We start from the raw sequence: 18748 nt of genomic DNA on the forward strand, positions 1-18748 counted from the left end.
CGCGGTGCCGCGTCGTGTCAGCGGAACACCTCGTAGGAGGGGTCGGTGCCGTCCCGACGTCCCGAGGGGGCCTCGGCGGCTTCGGGGGAGTGCGTCACCTCGCGGTAGAGGTCACTGACGTAGGCCCGGTGGTCGATGGCCCAGACGCCCGCCCGGCGCGACCAGCGGTCGACGTACCGGCCCCGGTGGAACAGGTCCGTGACGAGGCCGTCGGCCGGGCGCGTGCGCAGCCACACCGACACGTAGGCCTCGCTCGCCGCGGTCTCCGCCGCCTCGTCGACCTCGACGAGCACGTTGGACACCAGGTGCGAATGGGCGGCGAGTTGGTCGTGATAGGGCCAGACGAAGTCGAGGAAGCCCGACGCGGACCCCCGGTAGGAAGGGCCGTAGTCGGCCGTGCCGTCGGGATGCCAGACGGTGTCGGCGAGCGCGCGGTCCATGCGGTCGAGGCCACGGCAGTACCGGTACAGCACCTCGGTGATCTCCTGCTTCGCCGCGAGCCGGGTGATCGGCGCCGAGTCGGTCAGCATGCTTCGCTCCTCGTCATATGGCGTACGCCCAGGGCGGGTTGACGGCACGGCTTCGACACGGCCGGGAATCCCTTGAGCGACGTAGGAAGTGCCGAGACGCTCCCGATCAACGTAAGCAGTGCCGCGACGCTCCCGATCAACATAGGAAGGGCCGCGGCGCGAGTCATGTCCCGTGCCCGCTGAGCGGGAACGCACCCGGAGCGAGTACCCGGGCCGCATTAGCGTGGCGGTCCGCCCCATGGGCGCGACGACGCGGCAACTCAGGTCCGCCGCCGGTGACTTCACCCCGGCCCGCACACGCCGCCCCCTGACGGTGCCGCACACGGAACTCGCCCGGAGCACCACTGGACGACGACCAACAGAAAGGCAGGGAACGCACCATGAGCGACGGACCACTGGCCGGACTCCGTGTCCTCGACGCCGCCACCCTCGCCGCCGGACCGCTGATCGCCACCTGGCTCGGCGAGCACGGCGCGGACGTCATCAAGGTCGAACAGCCCGACGGCGGTGACCCGTTGAGGCAGTGGGGCGCCCAGAAGGACGGCGTCGGCCTGATGTGGAAGAGCGTGGGCCGCAACAAGAAGAGCGTCACCCTGAACCTGCGCCACGAGACCGGACGGGACCTGCTGCGCCGGCTCGCCCGGCAGGCGGACGTCGTCGTACTGAACCTGCGCCCGTCGACCCTGCGGAAGTGGCGTCTGGACTACCCGAGTCTCGCCGCGGAGAACCCCCGCCTGGTGATGGTCCACGTCACCGGGTACGGAGCGGGCGGCCCGAAGTCCGACCGCCCCGGCTTCGGCACCCTCGGCGAGGCGATGAGCGGATTCGCCCACCTCACCGGCAGCCCGGACGGCCCGCCGACCCTCCCCTCCTTCATGCTCGCCGACGGCGTCGCGGGGCTGACCGCCACCTACGCCGTGATGATGGCCCTCTACCACCGCGACGTGCACGGAGCCGACGGCCAGCTCGTCGACGTCAACCTGATCGACCCGCTGGCCCGGCTGCTGGAACAGTCGGTGCTGACCTACGACCAGCTCGGCAGCGTCCCCAACCGCACCGGCAACCGCTGGGACATCAGCGCACCGCGCAACGTCTACCTCACCAAGGACGGGCACTGGCTCGCCATGTCGGGCAGCGCCCCCACGATCGCGAAGCGCGCCCTCCAGGCCGTGGGCCGCCCCGAACTGACCGAGGACCCCAGGTTCGCCGAGGCCCAGCAACGCCTGCGCCACGCCGCCGAGATAGACGCGATCATGGCCGACTGGATCGGCGCCCACACCCTGGACGACGCGATGGCCGTCTTCGAGGCGGCCGACGTCGCCGCGGCCCCCGTCTACGACGCCGCCCAACTCCTCGCCGACCCGCAGATGGTGGCCAGGGACGTCTACCGGTCGGTCCCGGACCCGCAGCTCGGCGCGATGCGCGTCCAGGCACCGGTTCCCCGCTTCTCGGCGACCCAGGGAGGCATCAGCCACCTCGGCCCGGCCCTCGGTGAACACAACGACGAGATCTACGGCGGGCTCCTCGGACTCGACGCCGACCGGCGCCGGGAACTGTCCGAGCAGGGCGTGATCTGAAGCCCGCTCGGCAATCGGAAACGTCAGCAACAGCACACGCGGCGGCGGGAGGCCCCAATGAGCCAACTCGATGCAGACACAAGGGACTTGAAGCAGGTCACCGAGTCCTTCATCGACGGAGTGTCGGTCGGGACACCCGAGGTCTACGAGAACATCGACCCCTCCACCGGACGCTCTCTCGGCGAGGTGTCCAGAGGAACCCCCGAACAGATCGACCGGGCGGTCACCTCGGCACGCGCGGCACAGCGGGCGTGGCGCACCACGACACCGGAGCAACGCGCCGACCTGCTCTGCCGGTTGGCCGACCTGATCGAGAGCCGGACGGAGGAACTCGCCCGCCTGGAGAGCGAGGACTCCGGCAAACCCCTCTCCCAGGCCCGCAACGACGCCCGGGTGTGCGCCCGTTACTTCCGTTTCTACGGCCGCGCCATCGACTCGTACTACGGCCTGAGCCTGCCACTGCGCCCCGACCTCCACGTGTACACGCGCCGCGAACCGCACGGCGTCACCGGCCACATCCTCGCCTGGAACTACCCCCTGCAACTCCTCGCCCGAGGGGTTGCACCCGCCCTCGCGACAGGCAACTGCGCCGTCGTGAAGCCCGCCGACGAGACACCGCGTACCGCCGTCGCCGTGGCCGGGCTCGCCATCCAGGCCGGGCTGCCCCCGGGGGTGTTCAACGTCGTGACCGGGCTCGGCGCCGAGGCCGGCGCCGCGCTGGCGGCCCATCCGGGCATCGACCATCTGGGCTTCGTCGGCTCCACCCGGGTCGGCGCCCTCGTCGCCACGGCCGCCGCCGAGCGGGTGTCACCGGTGACGCTCGAACTCGGCGGGAAATCAGCCCACTTGGTGTTCGCCGACGCCGACGTCGAGAAGGCCGCCCGGGTCGCGGCGGCCGCGATCCTCCAGAACGCCGGCCAGACCTGCTCGGCCGGGTCACGGGTGCTCGTCCACGAGAGCGTGCACGCCGAGCTGGTGGAGCGCGTCGCGGGACACTTCGCCGGGGTGACGATCGGCCGGGGCCTCGACGACCCCGACCTCGGCCCGCTCGTCTCCCGCAAGCAGCAGGACCGGGTACGCGGCTACGTACGGTCGGCCGGCACCGGCGAGATCGTCTTCGGCGGCTCGGTCGCCGAGCCCGAGGGCATGGCGGACGGCGCCTACTTCATGCCGACCCTGATCGACGGCGTCGACCCGGCGGCACCGATCGCACAGGAGGAGATCTTCGGACCCGTCCTCACCACGATGCGGTTCTCGACCGAGGACGAGGCCCTCGCCCTGGCGAACGGCACCGAGTACGCCCTGCTCGGGGCCGTCTGGACCAAGGACCTCAGCCGTGCACACCGGGTTGCCGCGGAAGTGGAGGCCGGCCAGGTCTATGTGAACACCTACGGCGCGGGCGGCGGCGTGGAGCTTCCGTTCGGCGGGTTCCGCAAGTCCGGCTACGGCCGGGAGAAGGGCGTGGAGGCCCTCGACAGCTGCACCGCGACGAAGACGATCGTCGTCCAGCTCTGAGGCACGCGAGACGAAGCCGGCGCGACCGCTGGGAACGCGGTCGCGCCGGCCTGCTGCCATTCCCTCAGGTCCTTCAGGTCCCTCAGGTCCCTCAGGTCAGGGTGGATCGCCGACGTACTCGTCCACCCGGCGCCGCAGCAGCCAGCGCCCCGCCGACTCCTCGAACGTGTCGTGATAGCGCGCCACGACGGCGACGGACCAGGCGGAACCGGCGTGGAGGAGCAGCACCACGTCGCTGGTCGCCTTCGCCGTGCGGTCGTCCCACTCCGTCAGGAGCGTGTTGCCGACCATGTGGCGTTGGGGCCTGCTCGGATCCGGCCGCCACCCCGGCTGGGAGAACGCCTCCCGGATGGCGTCGGCACCCTCCAGCGGCGGGAAACCGGGTATCTCGACCACGGCGTCCGGCACATACAGCGCGACCATGTCCGCGGTACGGCCCTGGTCCTGCGCCTGGGCGTGCGCGGCGATCGTCGCCCGCACGCCCGCGTTCACCTCGGCGAACTCCGGCACGGCCGGGCCTACTTGAGGGCGATCGGAGTGATGGGGGAGCCGACGGAACCCGTCACCTTCAGCCCCGGGGCGCAGAACAGGCTCTCCCACACGCCGTCCTCCTCGCAGTCCGCCGCCAGTTCCTCGAAGTTGAACATCTCGCCGAGGGTGAGGCCCATGTCCCGGATCACCACCTGGTGGAACGGGATCGTCGCGCCCTTGACCGGACTTGGCCACACCTCGCCGGAGTGGTTGTCCATCGCGAGCGCCGCGACCTCGCGCTCGTACAGCCAGTTGCAGGTGTCCAGGCAGGGCCCGGGGGCGTTGCCGAGGAAGTGCTCGCGGTCGCCCTCCAGGAACCACTGGTAGGAGCCGGTGCGCAGCATCACGATGTCACCGGACTCGACCCGCACGCCCTGGCGTTCCTCCGCGGCCACCAGGTCGGCCTCCGTTATCTCGTACGAGTCCTCCAGCCGGTCCACGCCCTTCAGCCGCGCGATGTCGAGCAGTACCCCGCGCGAGATCAGCCGGTCGACGGCCTTGTGGAACGAATTGCGGCTGGCACCCTGGAAGTTGTTGACCGCGGCGGCCGGCACGTTGTTGTAGAAGGCACCGCCGTAGCCCGCGTGCGCGAGACCGTCCCACTGGGTGGCGGCCTGTAGCCCGGTGACGATCATGTCGTCGGCGGAGATCAGACCGTCCTGCGCGAACGCCGTGTCGGACGGAAGCAGCGTCATGACATGGATCGGGTTGTTGCGGAACCCTCCCGATTTGAAAGGCCCTTCGCTGTCGAACGCCATGCCCAGGTCGAACGCCTTGCCGGTGCGGACGAGTTGTGCGGCCTCGACACGCTTCTGCGGGGTCACGAAGTTCAGGGTGCCGATCTCGTCGTCGTCCCCCCAACGACCCCAGTTGTTGAGCTTCTTGCCGAGTTCGTGATGAGGCCAGACCTTCTCTGCGCTCACGCTTGTCCCTCTTCTCCTTGCCGATGTGCCATGTAACGGCTGACGCATTCCATGAGATCGCCGGGCACGTGATATCCGGAGTGGTCCTTGATCCGGTCCAGATTCCCGGCGATGTCCTCGATCGTGACCTTGAGCGGATCGGCGGGCAGCCAGCCCTCGGTGACGCCGACGAAGAGATGCGCGAACCGTCCGCCTCCGGCGAGGAACACCTCCCCGCTCACGTCGCACACCTCGTGGGCGAGATACGCCACCATGGGCGCCACCAGCGCGGGATCCATCACGTTGCCGCCCGGGTGGCCCTGCTCCCGCAGCGCGTCCATGCCCTCGGAAGGACCGCCGCCCATCCTCGTCATCGCGTTGGGGGCGATCACGTTGACCTTGATGTCGTGGCCGCCGGCCGAGGCCGTCATGCTGCGGGCCATTCCGATCACGGCCGCCTTGGCGGTGGCGTAACCGAGGTTGTCCGGGAGGCCGAACATGCCGATCGAGCCGGTGAGGACGACCCGGCCGTAGTTCCGCTCCAGCATGTACGGCCAGGCGGCACGTGTGGTGTGGAAGGCGCCGAGGACGTGTACCGCGAGGTGGCTCTCGATGTTCGCCGCGTCGATGTCCGGCAGACCGGCGAACCGTACGTTGCCGGCGTTGTTGACGATGACGTCGATCCGCCCGAAGGCCTCGACGGCGGCTTCTACGGCCCGTCGACCACCCTCGGCCGTAGAGATGTCGCTCGTGTCGGCGATCGCCGTACCGCCCGCGTCGTTGATCTCCGCGGCGACGGCCTCGGCCGGACCGGTGTCGGAACCGAAGCCCTCCATCGAGCCGCCCAGGTCGTTCACGACGACCTTCGCGCCCAACTCGCCGAGCAGCAGGGCATAGGCCCGCCCGATTCCGCGTCCGGCGCCGGTGACCACCGCGACGCGGTCGTCGAATAGGTGTTGTGGCATAACCATGCCTTCCGGTTCAGGAAAGGAAGCGCGAGTATCAGGAAAGGAAGCGCGAGTACTTCGACTGGAGGACCTCGCCCATGAACTCGCGCAGCTTCGGGCGGCCGCCCGGATTCAGCAGGAACCTCCGGGGCTTCCCGGCGATGTTGGAACCGTAGAAATAGCTGTGCTCACCGAACGGTGAATGCACGGCGAGTTCCTCGACCATGGCGTTCCAGCCCGCTTCCGTGTCGGCGGGAACCTCGATCGCCCGGTGACCGTGCTCGCGCAGATACGTGACCGCGTCGGTGATGAAGTCGACCTGGTCCTCGGCGTACCGCGGGTTGTTGCCGGCCGCGCCGTGCGGGCCACCGGGAAAGAAGAAGTTCGGGAAGCCGTGGCTCATGAGCCCCATGAAGGTGCGCGGTCCGTCGGCCCAGTACTCCTCCAGGGCCAGCCCACCGCGACCGCGCACGCCCATCCGGTTCAGCGCGCCGGTGCCGAAGTCGAACCCCGACGCCCAGACGATGACGTCGAACTCCCGCGCCCCGTCGGTCGTTTCGATCCCGTTCGCCGTGACCCGGACGAAGGGGTTCTCCCGGAGGTCGACGAGGCTCACCTTCGGATCGTTGTAGGCCTCGAAGTAGCCGGTCACGAAAGGCGGGCGCTTCCCGGCCCAGCCGTGGTCGGTGGGGATGAGCCGCTCGGCCGTCGCCGGATCCTTGACGAGGTCGCGGATCTTCTCGGCCATGAAGAGGCACCAGTCGTCGTTGGCCGCCTTGTCCGTGAGCATGTCGGCGTAGTGACTGATCACCTTGGCGAACCCCGGGCTGTTCCACATCTGCTCGTGGACCGCCCAGCGTTCGTCCTTGGAGTCCTCGAAGGCCGTACGGTCGCGCGGCTCGTGCAGGAACCCGCTCGTCGAGGCGTGCAGGGTCTCGCGCAACTCCTCGAAACCGGCCGTGAGCCGGGCCTGCTGGTCGGGGGTGATCGGCGCGTTGTTGAGCGGGGTGCACCAGTTCGGCGAGCGCTGATACACCGTCAGGGACGCTATGTCCGCGACGATGGCGGGGATCACCTGGACGCCGCTCGAACCGGTGCCGACCACCGCGACCCGCTTGCCCGTGAAGTCGACCGGGGTGTCGGGCCACAGGCCCGTGTGATGGGCCACGCCCGCGAAGTCCTCGCGACCCGGCACGTCGGGGAAGACCGGCACCGACAGCACACCCGTGGCCGCGACCACGAACCGCGCCCGCACCTCGGTACCGTCGTCGGCCCGCACCAGCCAGGTGGCCGAAGTCTCGTCGTACGCCGCGGAGTTGACCCGGGCCCCGAACCGGATGTGGTCGCGCAGGCCCAACGTGTCGACGGCGTAGTCGAAGTAGCGCTCGTTCTCCGGCTGCCCGGCGAACCGTTCACGCCACTCCCAGCCCGCGAACAGTTCCTTCGAGAACAGATAGCCGTAGGTGTAGCTCTCCGAGTCGAGGCGCGCGCCCGGATACCGGTTCCAGTGCCACACCCCGCCGACCCCGGTACCGGCCTCCAGCAGCAGCGCGGACAGCCCGGTGTCGAGGGCCCGTTGGAGCTGATGGATACCGGTGACCCCGGCACCTATGACCACCAGGTCGACGTCGGTTTCGTCCATCTCCCTCGGCGGGAGCGCCACTTCACTCACCCCCTGCGCGGATCGCCGGCCGTCAGCCGGGTGGTGAAACCCCAGGGAATGCCGAGCGCGGTGGCCGCGTCGGTCACGAGCGTGTCGTCCGTGCGCGTGCGCACTCCCACGCCCTGCGCTTCGAGGTGACGTGCCACGCGGTCGAGGTCGGCGACCTTCCAAGTGATCGAGTGGTACGTGTCGTTGGGCGCCCCGGCGGCCCAGTCGGCGTGCGCCGCGGTGCCCTCGTCGGGCACCGCGTACTCGAAGACCGCGTCGGCCAGGTGGACATAGGTGCTCCGCGCGCCCAGCACCTCGTTGCGTCCCGTGTGGACGACCGTCCCGCCCAGGCCGTCGACCATCACTCGTAGGGCCCGGTCGACGCGGTCGGTCAGCACGGTGTGGTGCGAGCAGCGCTCGATGCCGAGCGGATCGTCCTCGGACACCGGCGGCAACTCCCAGTCCGGGGCCAGCCGGTGGTCCAGCGGGAAGGGGATCTGCGGCAGGAACTCGTAGCGCAGGCCCGCGTCCTCCGGAACCGTGAAGAAAATCGGCATCGGTGAGTTGGGCGCGGTCGGGGGCTCATCTCCCTCGGCGACCTGGTCGAGTTGACCGACCATGCCGATGCCAAGTGCCTTCAGCGCGCGATAGGCGTCGCCGATCCCGTCGACGTACCAGCCGAACCCCTTCAGGTGCGGCTGGTCGACCGAGGCGTAGCGCTGGACGCCGTCGAGGACGTAGCGCTTCGGGTCGATCGTGTCGAAGAGGACGTCGTTGATCGGTGTGAACGTCGAGTAGTCGGTCGGATAGCCCTCACTGACGGGGGCTCCCCGCATCATCTCGGCCATCGGCCGGCTCGGTCGCCCGAAGACGCGCTCGAACCACGCCTCCGCCTCCCGGAGATCGGTCACATGATGGCTGGGGTGGTACAGCCGGGTCATACGAAAGCCGCCGTCGGTCATGACGGTCCTGCCTTTCTCATGTCTGTCGCACGAGCTGCCATGTGTGTCGTACGAGCTCTGCCGGGCCGGCCGTCACCAGGCGACGGGCAACTCGTAGATGCCGTAGGCCTGCGAGTCCTCCTTGAACGTCAGCTCGTCCAGACCGGCCGCCAGCCGCAGGGTGGGAACGCGGCGGAACAACGTGCTGAAGACCACCTGGAGTTCGATCCGGGCCAACTGCTGTCCGACGCACTGGTGGGGGCCCCAGCCGAACGCGAGATGGTGGGACGCGGGGCGCTCCAGGGCGAGCACCTCGGGGTCGGGGAACGCCTCGGGGTCCCAGTTCGCCGCCGGCAGACTGGCGATGACGCCCTCGCCCGCGCGGATGGTCACCCCCTCGAACTCGAGGTCCTCGACGACCGCCCGGCGGGCCAGGAGGTGGGGGAGGGTCAGATAGCGCAGCAGTTCCTCGACGGCCTTCGCCACGTAGCCGGGGTCGCCGGAGTTCTCGCGCAGGGCCGCGAGCTGGTCGGGGTTCTGGAGCAGGAGCGCCGTCCCCAGCGTGATCATGTTGGCGCTCGTGTCGTGGCCCGCGACGAGCAGGATGTGGCCCAGCGGCGCGGCCTCCTCCATGGAGAGTTCACCGGCCCTGATCCGCGCCCCCAGGTCCGAGAGCACGTCCTCGCCCGGGTCGTCCATCTTGGCCTCGATGAGCCGGGCGATGTACGTGCGCAGGGCCGACGCCGTGGCCGCGTTCTCCTCGGGGGTTTTGTTGACCGCGTTGGTGACACCGGCGTGCTTCTGGAAGAACGCGTGATCCTCGTACGGCACTCCGAGCAGCTCGCAGATCATCAGCGAGGGCAGGGGCAGCGAGAGGGCCTCGTTCAGCTCGGTCGGGTTGGGGCCCTCGAGCATCCGGTCGATGAGGTCGTCGGTGATCTGCTGGATCGCCGGCTGGAGCCTGCGCATCCGGTGGCGGGTGAAGGAACTGGTCAGCATCCTTCGCCAGCGGGAGTGCTCGGCGCCGTCGGTGTTGTTGATCGACGGCTGCATCTCGGCCGCGTGGGCCTTCATGGCCTCGGTGGTGTGCGGGTATCCGGGTGCGCCGATGTTCGCGCTCATCCTCGGATCGGTGAGGATCGCGCGCTGGGCGGCGTGGGTGAGGACCAGCCATGGGGTGGTGCCGTCCCAACTCCGCACGCGCATCACGGACTTGGCACCGTCGTGGAGCTTGAGGAGATCGGGTGGGGGAGCGAAGGGGCAGGCGCCCGACCTCGGTGCCGGGAAGTCCGGCAGCTCCTCCGTCGGCCCGGTGTCCGGCACGGTCTCTGTCATGGTCGTCCCTTGTCTGTGGCGTGGTTCGTGGCCTTGCTCGTGGCCGCTCAGACGAAGTAGCGGCCGCCGTTGACGCTGAGGGTCTGGCCCGTGACGTAGGCGGCCTCGTCCGATGCCAGATAGGCGACCGCGTAGGCGATCTCGTCGGGGCGCCCGGCTCGCTTCATGGGCATGGTCGCGCCCAGCACGTCGGGGTCGAAGCCCTCGCGGAGCAGAGGGGTGTCGATGAGGCTCGGTGCCACGTTGTTGACGGTGATGCCGGTGTCGGCGAACTCGGTGGCGAGCGCTTTGGTCAGGCCGATCACCCCGCCCTTGGACGCCGCGTAGTGGGACACCGCGGGACCGCCGGTCTGGGCGGACGACGACGAGATGTTGACGATGCGTCCGTGCCCCGCCGTCAGCATGTCGGGCACGAAGGCCCGGGTGACCAGGAAGGGGCCCTTGAGGTTGATCCGGATCATGCGGTCCCAGGTCTCCTCGGTGAGATCCGGGAACGGTACGTAGTTGGTGATCCCCGCGTTGTTGACCAGGACCGTGACCGGGCCGAGTTCCGCGTGCGTGCGGTCCGCGCCGGCCCTGACGGCCGTGGCGTCGGCCGCGTCACCGACGACCGCGATCGCCTTGCCGCCCGCCTCGCCGATCGCGTCGGCCGTCCCGTGGGCGTCCGTGCCGTTCAGGTCCCACACGGCGACCGTCGCACCCTGGGCGGCGAGCACGAGGGCGATCGCCCGCCCGATGCCTCGGCCGCCACCGGTGACGACCGCGTTTCTCCCGTTCAGTGACATCATTCAGGACTCCATGTGAGGCGGTTGCTGCGGTTCTGTCGGGGCGTCACCCGTCGCCGCGTCCAGGGTCCGGGGCCAGCGCCTTCCTGGCGGCCTTCCGCGCGGCCATGGCGCGGGGGAAGCCCGCGTATCCGGCGGCGTGGTACAGGACTTCGGCGATCTCGTCCTCCGTCAGCCCGTTGTTCAGCCCTATCCGGACATGGCTGCCGATTTCGTCCTCGGCGCCCAGCGCGATCAGGATGCCCAGCGTGACCAGACTGCGGTCCCTTCGTGCCAGGCCCTCGCGCGCCCAGAGCTCGGCCCAGACGCTGACCAGGCCGATCTCGACGAGTTCCGCACCCAAACCTTCGTCACGCAGGTCGGCGTCCTCGGGCAGCGAGGTGTTGACGACCGAGGACATCGTGCGGAGTCCGAGCCTGCGCAACTCTGACGATGTCGTGAGATCGCCGGGAGACGCGCCGTGCTTCCCGCTCACCGGAACGGACTTCTCTGTTTCCTGCACTTGTCACACCCTTCTCTCGGCACGGCTACATATACGGATCAGTGAATTCAACTACCTGATTCGGCGACAGCTCAGCGGACGGCGACGGGATGCACCAGACCGCCGGTGCTCCGGAGGAAACGTTCGGGGGTCGCGTTGAGCAGGAAGGTGTAGCGGCGATCTTGGGCGCACGCCGCCGCGAGGTCTTCGAGTACCCAGTTCTGCCCCTGGATCATCCCCATCATCACCAGACAGAGGACGTGCACGGGCAGCATCAGATCCTCGACGTTCGACGGCAGCAGCTCCATGGGCATGTTGTCGATCGCGGCCGCCGCCGCGCGGCGCTCGTGGAAGAACAGCGGGGCGTCGTGGTCGAGGGCGGGCACGAGCCGGCGATAGCCCGGCACGTCGCCCGCCAGGAAGTACGACACCTGTCCGGTCCGGACGAGCACGATGTCCCCCTCCTCGACGCGCACCCCCTGGGCCTCCTCGACGGCCTCCAGGACGGCGCGCGTCACCGCGAACCTGTTGGGCAGGCGGTCGACGCCCTGGTGCCGGGCCACGTCGAGCAGGACACCGCGCGACACGACGATGCCGGCTGTCTCGATGCCGAGCCTGGTCGCCCCGGAGGAGTCGATCGCGTCCGCCGGAATCCCGTTGTACATGACGCCGCGGTGGCTACAGTGCGACAGCGCGTCCCAGTGCGTCGCCGCCTGCGTGGGCGTCACCACGATGTCGTCGCTGTACGCGCACGCGTCCGGGGAGTCGGACATCGGTGTGTTGACCGCGAGCATGGTCCGTACCGGGTTGATACGTCCGGGGACGCCCGTGCCGTTCTGAGGGCCGTTCAGCGACAGTGGCATGGCCAGCGAGAAGCTCTCGCCGGTGACCACCGCGGCCGTTCCTCTCCTGACCACGTCCGGCGTGATGAAGTTGAGTGTTCCCAACTGGTCGTCAGCGCCCCAGCGCTTCCAGTTGCTGACCTGCTCCGCGAGGACATCGAACTCCGCGACGCTCAGCACGGTTCCCGCCTTTCGTGCGAAGGGGGCCGGCCCATCGAGCCGGACCTTATCGGCGATCGAGTAAATCAGTATACTGAATAATGAGAGTGGCTGATATGGAGTTCCATGATCGGAAGCGTTGTGTGGACCGGAGATTCGCGTCCGCGTCATCAAGTACACTCATTGCCATGAGTGCTGCTCAGGGGTCGCAAGTCGGTCAGGTCGTCCGCCCGCCCAAGGCGGCGGAGTTGATCGCCGCGCAGTTGCGCCGCCGGATCGTCCTGGGCGAGTTGACGCCCGGTGAGACCCTGCCGCCGGAGAACCAGCTTCTGGAGCAGTTCGGTGTCTCGCGGCCCACGCTGCGTGAGGCCTTTCGCGTTCTCGAGACCGAGATGCTCATCAACGTCCGGCACGGCAGCCGGGACGGCGCTCAGGTCCTGTCCCCGGACTTCTCGGTGGCGGCGCGTCATGTGGGCCTGCTCCTCCAGATGCGGGGGGCGACCGTCGACGACGTCTACGAGGCCCGGACGGTGGCGGAGTCGGCGTGTGCCCGCCTGCTCGCCAAGCGCCGTACGAAGCAGGACATCACCGACCTGAACGAGGTCGTGGCGGAACTGCGGTCCGCGGTGGAGTCGAAGGGCGACGCGGAACTCGACGCCGTCCTCTGGACGCGGCTCACCTACAGGTTCCACGAACTCGTCATGGAGCGTTCCGGCAACAAGACGCTGGCGGTTCAGGGAGCCGTACTCCAGGAGATCGTGGCGACCCACTTCGAGATGAGGGTCGCGCGCAACTTCGACAGCACGGAGTCGCCCGAGCGCTTCCGGCGCGCCATCAAGGCCTACGGGCGGCTCGTGGCGCTGGTCGAGGCCCGGGACGCCGACGGTGCCGAGCGGCACTGGCGCAACCACATGAAGGTGGCGGGTACCTACCTGCTCAGGGACGGTCTCGGCGACAAGACCGTGGTGGATCTGTTCTCCTGAGCGCGTCCCTCCGCCCGCGCTCGCGGAGCATCGCGCCGCCGGCGGGACATCGTGTGCCGGGCCCTCGCAGGATGTGTTCCGGTCAGCGGAATCGGCGGTCGATCCCCGGTACCCCCGCCCTAGCCTCCTCGTACCGCGTCCAGCCGAGGGGACACGGTCAGCGCGCTGACAGCGCGTCGGAGACCACGGCACATCGTGTGAGGGAGACCTGGCCCGCCCTGTGAGGTGGACCTGGCCTGTCCTGTGAGGTGTTCGTCTCTCCCCGCTTCCTCACGATGCGCGGTTCGCCGCCGCCCATTCGCCCCTGACCGCTCACCAGGTCGGCATCGTCATGGACCGCCGGCGTCTGCCGGACGAGAAGGCTTCCCGGCGTGTTCACGGATCAAGGGAGATCCTCATGGACGAAAAGATGAAGTTCAGGCTCTATCGCATGTCGGTCTGGTGCGGCGTGCTGGTGCTGGTGGCCAACACGTTCGCCTTCACGGTCGTCGGCAAACTGACACCGCCCATCTCGCCGACGGCCAGTCCCCAGCAGGTCGCCGACTTCCTGACCGATCACCGGACCGGCATCCTGTGGGCCGCGGTCATCATGGGCGTGTTCGCCCCGTTCTTCTACGCGTTCGCGGTTGTCACGAGCTTGCAGATCCGTCGCATCGAAGGCGGCTGGGGTCTGCTGTCGATGATCCAGATGACGACCGCCGTCGTCGCGCCGACGGGCTGGGTCTACCCGCTGGCGGTGCTGGCCACCGCCGCGTACCGACCTCATCGCGACCCGGCGCTGATGCAGCTTCTGAGCGACCAGTTCTGGCTGACGTATGTGGGTGTCGCCGTCATCTTCGTGCTGAACGTCGCGGTGATCGGTCTGTCGGCGTTCCTGGACCGCCGGCCCGAACCGGTGTTCCCGCGATGGTTCGGCTGGTTGAACTTCGTGCTGGCGATCGCCTTCTTCCCCGGTGTCTTCGTCTATGTGGCGACCGACGGACCGTTCGCCTGGGACGGCGTGTTCACCGTCCTGATCCCGTCCATCGCGTTCGTCGTCTGGAAGATCGCGATGATCATCGTGCTGCTGCGTGCGGTCAGGTCCGAGGAACGCGAGGTTCTGGGCGAGCGGCCGGTACCCGTGCCCGGATGACACCGCCGACGGTGGTGACTCCGCGGCGGACCGTATGTATCGTGAACCAGCAGTCTGAGTGAAATGAGTAAACTCAATGACCTTGGTGCCCTGGTCTCCGCCCCGCACTACGGACGGGCGGCAGCAGGAAGGAGCCGCATGACCGAGAACGGCAGGCTCGCGGCGGGAGCGCCCCAGCCCGTGGACAAGGCGTTCATCGACCGAGCACTGGACGACGCCGACCTGAACGCGCTGAGGCTCGCGCTCCATCAGGCCACCGGAGACGACTCCCTGCTCGAACTACCGCTGAAAACCGTCCCGATGTACGGCGGCGCGCTCATGCAGACCGTCGTGGCCGACGAAGCCGTGGCGACCCTCCGGGCCCGGGCGACGGAGTTCCTCACCACGAAGCCCGCCGACTTCACCGAGGTCAAGCCGACCGACCCCGAACTGCGCCGCATGTACGAGGCGTTCCGCAACGAGGAACTCTCCGACCGGAGTTGGTCCTACCGACGCGACCTCGCTGCCTTCGACGACCACCCTCGTCTGGCGCAGTGGACGGGCGCCGAACCGTCCATCCCCGAGGGCTTCCACGTGGCGGTCATCGGCGCCGGCTTCGGAGGTATCGCCGCCGCGGTCCAACTGGAGCACCTCGGCATCCCGTACACGGTCTACGAGCGACGCCCGGAGCTGGGCGGCACCTGGAGCATCAACGCCTACCCGGACGTACGGGTGGACACCACCAACTTCCTCTACCAGTTCTTCTTCGAGAAGAACTACCCGTGGACCGAGTACTTCGCGCGCGCCGGCGAGGTGCGTGAATACCTCCAGCACGTGGCCAAGAAGTACGGCGTCCTCGAGCACATCAGTTTCGACAGCGACGTCAAGGAAGCCGCCTTCGACGCGGAGTCCGGCCGGTGGACGATCGACGCCGTGATCGACGGCCGGCCCCACACCCTCACCGCCAACGCAGTGGTGAGCGCCAGCGGTCTGTTCGCCACCCCGAAGCACCTCGAAGTACCGGGAATCGACGACTTCGGCGGCGAGATCGTGCACACCGCCGAATGCACCGGCCAGGAACAGCTCGAAGGCCGGAACGTCGCGATCATCGGCAACGGCTCGACCGGCGTGCAGATGCTGTCCCAGGTGCGCAGCCGCGCCCGGAGCGTGGGCGTCTTCCAGCGCACCCCGCAGTGGATCAGCCCCCGCGAACGCTACGGCGAGGCCATCGCCCCGGAGACCCGCTGGCTCCTGGACACGATGCCGTACTACTGGAACTGGTACTGCTACTCCATCGCCACCCTCCGCCTGGGCGGCCAGGTGCTCCAGGAACCCGACCCGGAGTGGCAGGCCGCGGGCGGTCTCGTCAACCGGGCCAACGACGCCTACCGCGAGGGCCTGACCGCGTACGTGAAGGCGAAACTGGGCGACCGGCCCGACCTGTGGAAGAAGCTCATCCCCACGCACGCCCCCATGGCCCGCCGGCTCATCGTCGACAACAACTGGTACGCCTCCCTGCTGGAGGACAACGTCGAGCTGGTCACGGAGACCATCGAGCGGTTCACGCCGACGGGCATCCGCACGGCCGACGGCAAGGAGCGCTCCTACGACCTGGTCTTCACGGCCACCGGGTTCGCCACCCAGAAGTACCTGTGGCCGACCGCCTACCGCGGCCTGAACGGCGAGACCCTCGAAGACCGCTGGCGCGACCCCGAGGGCGGCGGCCCCCGCGCCTACCTCAGCCTCACGGTCCCCGACTTCCCGAACCTCTTCATCATGTACGGTCCCAACTCGCAGAACAGGTCGGGCTCGTTGATCGTGTGGATGGAGACATGGGCGCGCTACGTGGCCCAGGGCCTGGTGGCGCTCATTGAGGGCGGTCACCGCTATCTGACGGTCCGTCGGGACGTCTTCGAGGACTACAACCAGCGCCTCGACGAGGCGATGCTCTCCCTCATCTGGTACGACCCCGGCTCCAGCGACCGCAACTACTACGTCAACGAGTTCGGCCGCCAGCAGGTCAACGTGCCCTGGCGGCTGGAGGAGTACCACCGGCTTCTGGAGAGGTTCGATCCGGACGACTACCACTTCGCCTGAGGGGCCGGCGCCGATGAGAGCGGTACGCGGCGCGCCACCCGGTGTCGAGGTCGTCGAGACCGAAGTCCCGGGTGGGGCAGGCGAGTTGGTGCGGGTGGCGGCGGTGGGCGTCTGCGGCTCGGACCTGCGGTACCTGCGGCGGGGGAGCACCCAGGTGATCGGGCACGAGATCGCCGGGACGGCCACGGACGGCACACCCGTCGCCGTGGAGGGCGTGGCGCGATGCGGCGCCTGCGAGTGGTGTGCCGACGGCCGCCACAACCTGTGCCGGCTGGCGGGCACCGACATCCTCGGCATGACCGTACCGGGCGGCATGGCCGAGTACTTCAGGGCACCCGCCACGGCACTCGTACCGCTCCCGCCCGAACTCCCGCTCCACGACGCCGCGTTGGTCGAGCCCGCCGCCGTCTCCTGGCACGCCTGCCGCAAGGGCGAGATCGGCCCGCACACCCGGGTCGCGGTGGTGGGCGCCGGAACCATCGGGATGCTGGCCGTGGCGGCGGCTCTACGACGGGGCGCCCCCGAAGTCGCCCTGGTTGCCCGGCATCCGTACCAGGCCGAGGCGGGGGAGCGCCTCGGCGCGAGCGGCCCGTCTGGGTCGTACGACGTGGTCGTCGAGGCGACCGGCAGCGAGAGCGGGCTGTCCCGTGCCGTCGAACTGGTGCGACCACTCGGCACGGTCGTCACCGTCGGAGTGTTCCCGCCCGACCTGCGCTGGCCGAGCATGGCCGCCTTCCTCAAGGAGGCGAGCATCGTGCCGTCGATGTCGTACGGCCGCGACGACACGGGCACGCCCGAACTCGCCCACGCGGCACGGCTGTTGGCCGACCGGCCGGAGATCGCCCGGACGCTGATCACCCACCGGTTCGCCATCGACGACGCCGAGCACGCCTTCGAAGTCGCCGCGGCACGGAGACCGGGCACCTTCAAAGTCGTCGTCCACCCCTGAGACCGCGCGGCCACCCCTCCCCACTCCGACACCGTCAGACGGAGGCACCGATGTCGAACACGATCCCCGGCTCGCCCGTACTGCGCGGTGCCGAGAACTCCCGCTCGCGTGCCGGGCGAGTGGGGGCCGCGAGCATGCTCGGGACCTTCATCGAGTTCTACGACTTCACCTGTTACGGCTTCCTGGTCGTGTACCTGGCCCCGCTGTTCTTCCCGGCGCACGGCCCGGCCACCGGGGTCCTCGCCACGCTGGGCGTGTACGGGGTGGGCTATCTCGCCCGCCCGCTGGGCGCGTTGTTCTTCGGCAGGCTGGGCGACCGCCGGGGACGCCGGACCGCGCTGCTCGTCACCGTCGTCGGCATGGGGACCGCCACGACCGTCATGGGGGTGCTGCCGACGTACGCCACGGTCGGGGCCGCGGCGCCGGTCATGCTCGTTCTCGTCCGCATGGTGCAGGGGTTCTGCGCGGGAGGAGAGATCGGGGGCGCCGCGACCTTGGTGTCGGAGTCCGACGGCGGCCGCAGGCGCGGGAGGTTCCAGGCGCTGATACCGCTGGGTTCCGGCCTCGGAGTCGCCGTGGCGCCGGCGGTGGTCGGCCTGGTCGTGACGGTCCTCGGCAAGCGGGAGATGGCCGCCTGGGGCTGGCGTCTTCCGCTGCTGCTCGCCGCGGCGATGACGATCGCCGTGCTGGTCTACCGCGTCCGCCTCGACGATTCCCCCGAGTTCCGCTCGCTGGCCGAGTCCGAGGCGGTCGAACCGTCCCCCGTGCGGACCGCCCTGCGCCGTCACTGGCGCATGATCGCGGTCGCGGCGGTCCTCAACCTCGTCGTCACCATGGTCCTCGGCGTCCTGGTCAACTACATGAGCGTCTACCTGCTCGCCGTCCTGGAAGTGCCGCCGGTGAAGGTGTACTGGCTCTCGGCGGTGTGTCTGCTGCTGGGCGCCGCCGGCTTCCCGGCCGGCGGCTGGTGGACCGACCGCTTCGGCCGTAGGTCCGCGATGCTGTTCGGATTCGGCGGCGCCGCCACGCTGGTCTTCCCCCTGCTGTACGGCATGAGAGCTCTGCGTACCGGCGGCACCTGGGCCCTGATCGGGGTCGGCGCCCTGTACGTGCTCTCGCTCGCCCTGAGCTACGCGGCCACGCCCGCCATGTACGTGACGCTCACCCAGGCGTTCCCGACCGAGGTCCGGTACACGTCGGCGGCGTTCGCCTACAACGCCGGTGCCGTGGCGGGCGGCGGTCTCACGCCTTACCTGGCCGCGCAGTTGACGCAGTCGGCGGGCCCGCGGGCGGCCGGCTGGCTGGTGGTCGCCGCCGCGGTCACCGGAGTGACGGTGATGTCGGTCCTGACGTCCCGGAGCCGGTCGGAGCATGGACCGGCCCTACCGGGCTAATCATGTAACTGATAGAGA

The 18748-nt window shown here is 69.2% G+C and carries 17 protein-coding genes; 7 read left to right on the forward strand and 10 right to left on the reverse strand.

From position 1 onward, the window contains the following. Positions 1–17: 17 nt before the first annotated feature. Complete coding sequence (locus ACNFOC_RS05855; protein ID WP_416957287.1) at positions 18–530, reverse strand: nuclear transport factor 2 family protein; 513 nt, start codon at positions 528–530, stop codon at positions 18–20. Positions 531–910: 380 nt separating this feature from the next. On the opposite strand from ACNFOC_RS05855, the gene ACNFOC_RS05860 reads away from it, so the two are divergent. Next, positions 911–2107, forward strand: a complete 1197-nt coding sequence (locus tag ACNFOC_RS05860) for a CaiB/BaiF CoA transferase family protein (RefSeq protein WP_416957289.1) — start codon at positions 911–913, stop codon at positions 2105–2107. A gap of 57 nt (positions 2108–2164) precedes the next feature. After that, positions 2165–3622 (forward strand): aldehyde dehydrogenase family protein, encoded by a 1458-nt coding sequence (locus tag ACNFOC_RS05865; RefSeq protein WP_416957291.1) that lies wholly within the window; start codon positions 2165–2167, stop codon positions 3620–3622. A 96-nt stretch (positions 3623–3718) separates the two neighbouring features. Here the strand turns inward: ACNFOC_RS05865 and ACNFOC_RS05870 are convergent, their stop codons facing one another. The 9 genes from ACNFOC_RS05870 to ACNFOC_RS05910 all read right to left on the reverse strand — a co-directional run bounded on the left by ACNFOC_RS05870 (position 3719) and on the right by ACNFOC_RS05910 (position 12217). Then, complete coding sequence (locus ACNFOC_RS05870) at positions 3719–4132, reverse strand: nuclear transport factor 2 family protein (protein WP_416957293.1); 414 nt, start codon at positions 4130–4132, stop codon at positions 3719–3721. Positions 4133–4140: 8 nt separating this feature from the next. Beyond that, entirely contained in the window at positions 4141–5076 is a 936-nt protein-coding gene (locus ACNFOC_RS05875) for a cyclase family protein (protein ID WP_416957295.1), read from the reverse strand. Further along, positions 5073–6020, reverse strand: coding sequence for an SDR family NAD(P)-dependent oxidoreductase (locus ACNFOC_RS05880; protein ID WP_416957297.1), 948 nt, complete (start codon positions 6018–6020; stop codon positions 5073–5075). The genes ACNFOC_RS05875 and ACNFOC_RS05880 overlap by 4 nt, the downstream gene beginning before the upstream one ends. A 37-nt stretch (positions 6021–6057) precedes the next feature. Next, positions 6058–7644, reverse strand: a complete 1587-nt coding sequence (locus ACNFOC_RS05885) for a flavin-containing monooxygenase (protein WP_416957299.1) — start codon at positions 7642–7644, stop codon at positions 6058–6060. A gap of 26 nt (positions 7645–7670) precedes the next feature. Further along, entirely contained in the window at positions 7671–8615 is a 945-nt protein-coding gene (locus ACNFOC_RS05890; protein WP_416957301.1) for a hypothetical protein, read from the reverse strand. 72 nt (positions 8616–8687) lie between these two features. After that, entirely contained in the window at positions 8688–9929 is a 1242-nt protein-coding gene (locus ACNFOC_RS05895; protein WP_416957303.1) for a cytochrome P450, read from the reverse strand. A 47-nt stretch (positions 9930–9976) separates the two neighbouring features. Continuing rightward, a complete protein-coding gene (locus ACNFOC_RS05900; protein ID WP_416957305.1) occupies positions 9977–10717 on the reverse strand; it encodes an SDR family NAD(P)-dependent oxidoreductase in 741 nt (246 codons plus the stop codon). Between the two features lie 43 nt (positions 10718–10760). Next, positions 10761–11216, reverse strand: coding sequence for a carboxymuconolactone decarboxylase family protein (locus ACNFOC_RS05905; protein ID WP_416957307.1), 456 nt, complete (start codon positions 11214–11216; stop codon positions 10761–10763). 71 nt (positions 11217–11287) lie between these two features. Beyond that, positions 11288–12217 (reverse strand): cyclase family protein, encoded by a 930-nt coding sequence (locus ACNFOC_RS05910; RefSeq protein ID WP_416957309.1) that lies wholly within the window; start codon positions 12215–12217, stop codon positions 11288–11290. A gap of 167 nt (positions 12218–12384) precedes the next feature. Here ACNFOC_RS05910 and ACNFOC_RS05915 point away from each other — a divergent pair, with 167 nt between their 5' ends. The 5 genes from ACNFOC_RS05915 to ACNFOC_RS05935 all read left to right on the forward strand — a co-directional run bounded on the left by ACNFOC_RS05915 (position 12385) and on the right by ACNFOC_RS05935 (position 18730). Next, complete coding sequence (locus tag ACNFOC_RS05915; protein ID WP_416957311.1) at positions 12385–13179, forward strand: FadR/GntR family transcriptional regulator; 795 nt, start codon at positions 12385–12387, stop codon at positions 13177–13179. 397 nt (positions 13180–13576) lie between these two features. Further along, positions 13577–14311, forward strand: coding sequence for a hypothetical protein (locus tag ACNFOC_RS05920; protein ID WP_416957312.1), 735 nt, complete (start codon positions 13577–13579; stop codon positions 14309–14311). A 138-nt stretch (positions 14312–14449) separates the two neighbouring features. After that, positions 14450–16387, forward strand: coding sequence for a flavin-containing monooxygenase (locus ACNFOC_RS05925; protein WP_416957314.1), 1938 nt, complete (start codon positions 14450–14452; stop codon positions 16385–16387). A 13-nt stretch (positions 16388–16400) separates the two neighbouring features. Then, entirely contained in the window at positions 16401–17336 is a 936-nt protein-coding gene (locus tag ACNFOC_RS05930) for a zinc-dependent alcohol dehydrogenase (RefSeq protein WP_416957317.1), read from the forward strand. Between the two features lie 50 nt (positions 17337–17386). Then, a complete protein-coding gene (locus tag ACNFOC_RS05935) occupies positions 17387–18730 on the forward strand; it encodes an MFS transporter (protein ID WP_416957319.1) in 1344 nt (447 codons plus the stop codon). Positions 18731–18748: the final 18 nt, after the last annotated feature.

Origin of the sequence: Streptomyces colwelliae (genome assembly GCF_048158785.1) — a bacterium.
Taxonomy (GTDB): Bacteria; Actinomycetota; Actinomycetes; order Streptomycetales; family Streptomycetaceae; genus Streptomyces.

Coding starts and splice junctions, on each gene's coding strand:
- ACNFOC_RS05880 (WP_416957297.1), bottom strand. CDS start 6,020: ATGCCACAACACCTATTCGACGACCGCGTCGCGGTGGTCACCGGCGCC.
- ACNFOC_RS05860 (WP_416957289.1), top strand. CDS start 911: ATGAGCGACGGACCACTGGCCGGACTCCGTGTCCTCGACGCCGCCACC.
- ACNFOC_RS05930 (WP_416957317.1), top strand. CDS start 16,401: ATGAGAGCGGTACGCGGCGCGCCACCCGGTGTCGAGGTCGTCGAGACC.
- ACNFOC_RS05925 (WP_416957314.1), top strand. CDS start 14,450: ATGACCGAGAACGGCAGGCTCGCGGCGGGAGCGCCCCAGCCCGTGGAC.
- ACNFOC_RS05915 (WP_416957311.1), top strand. CDS start 12,385: ATGAGTGCTGCTCAGGGGTCGCAAGTCGGTCAGGTCGTCCGCCCGCCC.
- ACNFOC_RS05935 (WP_416957319.1), top strand. CDS start 17,387: ATGTCGAACACGATCCCCGGCTCGCCCGTACTGCGCGGTGCCGAGAAC.
- ACNFOC_RS05900 (WP_416957305.1), bottom strand. CDS start 10,717: ATGATGTCACTGAACGGGAGAAACGCGGTCGTCACCGGTGGCGGCCGA.
- ACNFOC_RS05855 (WP_416957287.1), bottom strand. CDS start 530: ATGCTGACCGACTCGGCGCCGATCACCCGGCTCGCGGCGAAGCAGGAG.
- ACNFOC_RS05920 (WP_416957312.1), top strand. CDS start 13,577: ATGGACGAAAAGATGAAGTTCAGGCTCTATCGCATGTCGGTCTGGTGC.
- ACNFOC_RS05890 (WP_416957301.1), bottom strand. CDS start 8,615: ATGACCGACGGCGGCTTTCGTATGACCCGGCTGTACCACCCCAGCCAT.
- ACNFOC_RS05885 (WP_416957299.1), bottom strand. CDS start 7,644: ATGGACGAAACCGACGTCGACCTGGTGGTCATAGGTGCCGGGGTCACC.
- ACNFOC_RS05895 (WP_416957303.1), bottom strand. CDS start 9,929: ATGACAGAGACCGTGCCGGACACCGGGCCGACGGAGGAGCTGCCGGAC.
- ACNFOC_RS05865 (WP_416957291.1), top strand. CDS start 2,165: ATGAGCCAACTCGATGCAGACACAAGGGACTTGAAGCAGGTCACCGAG.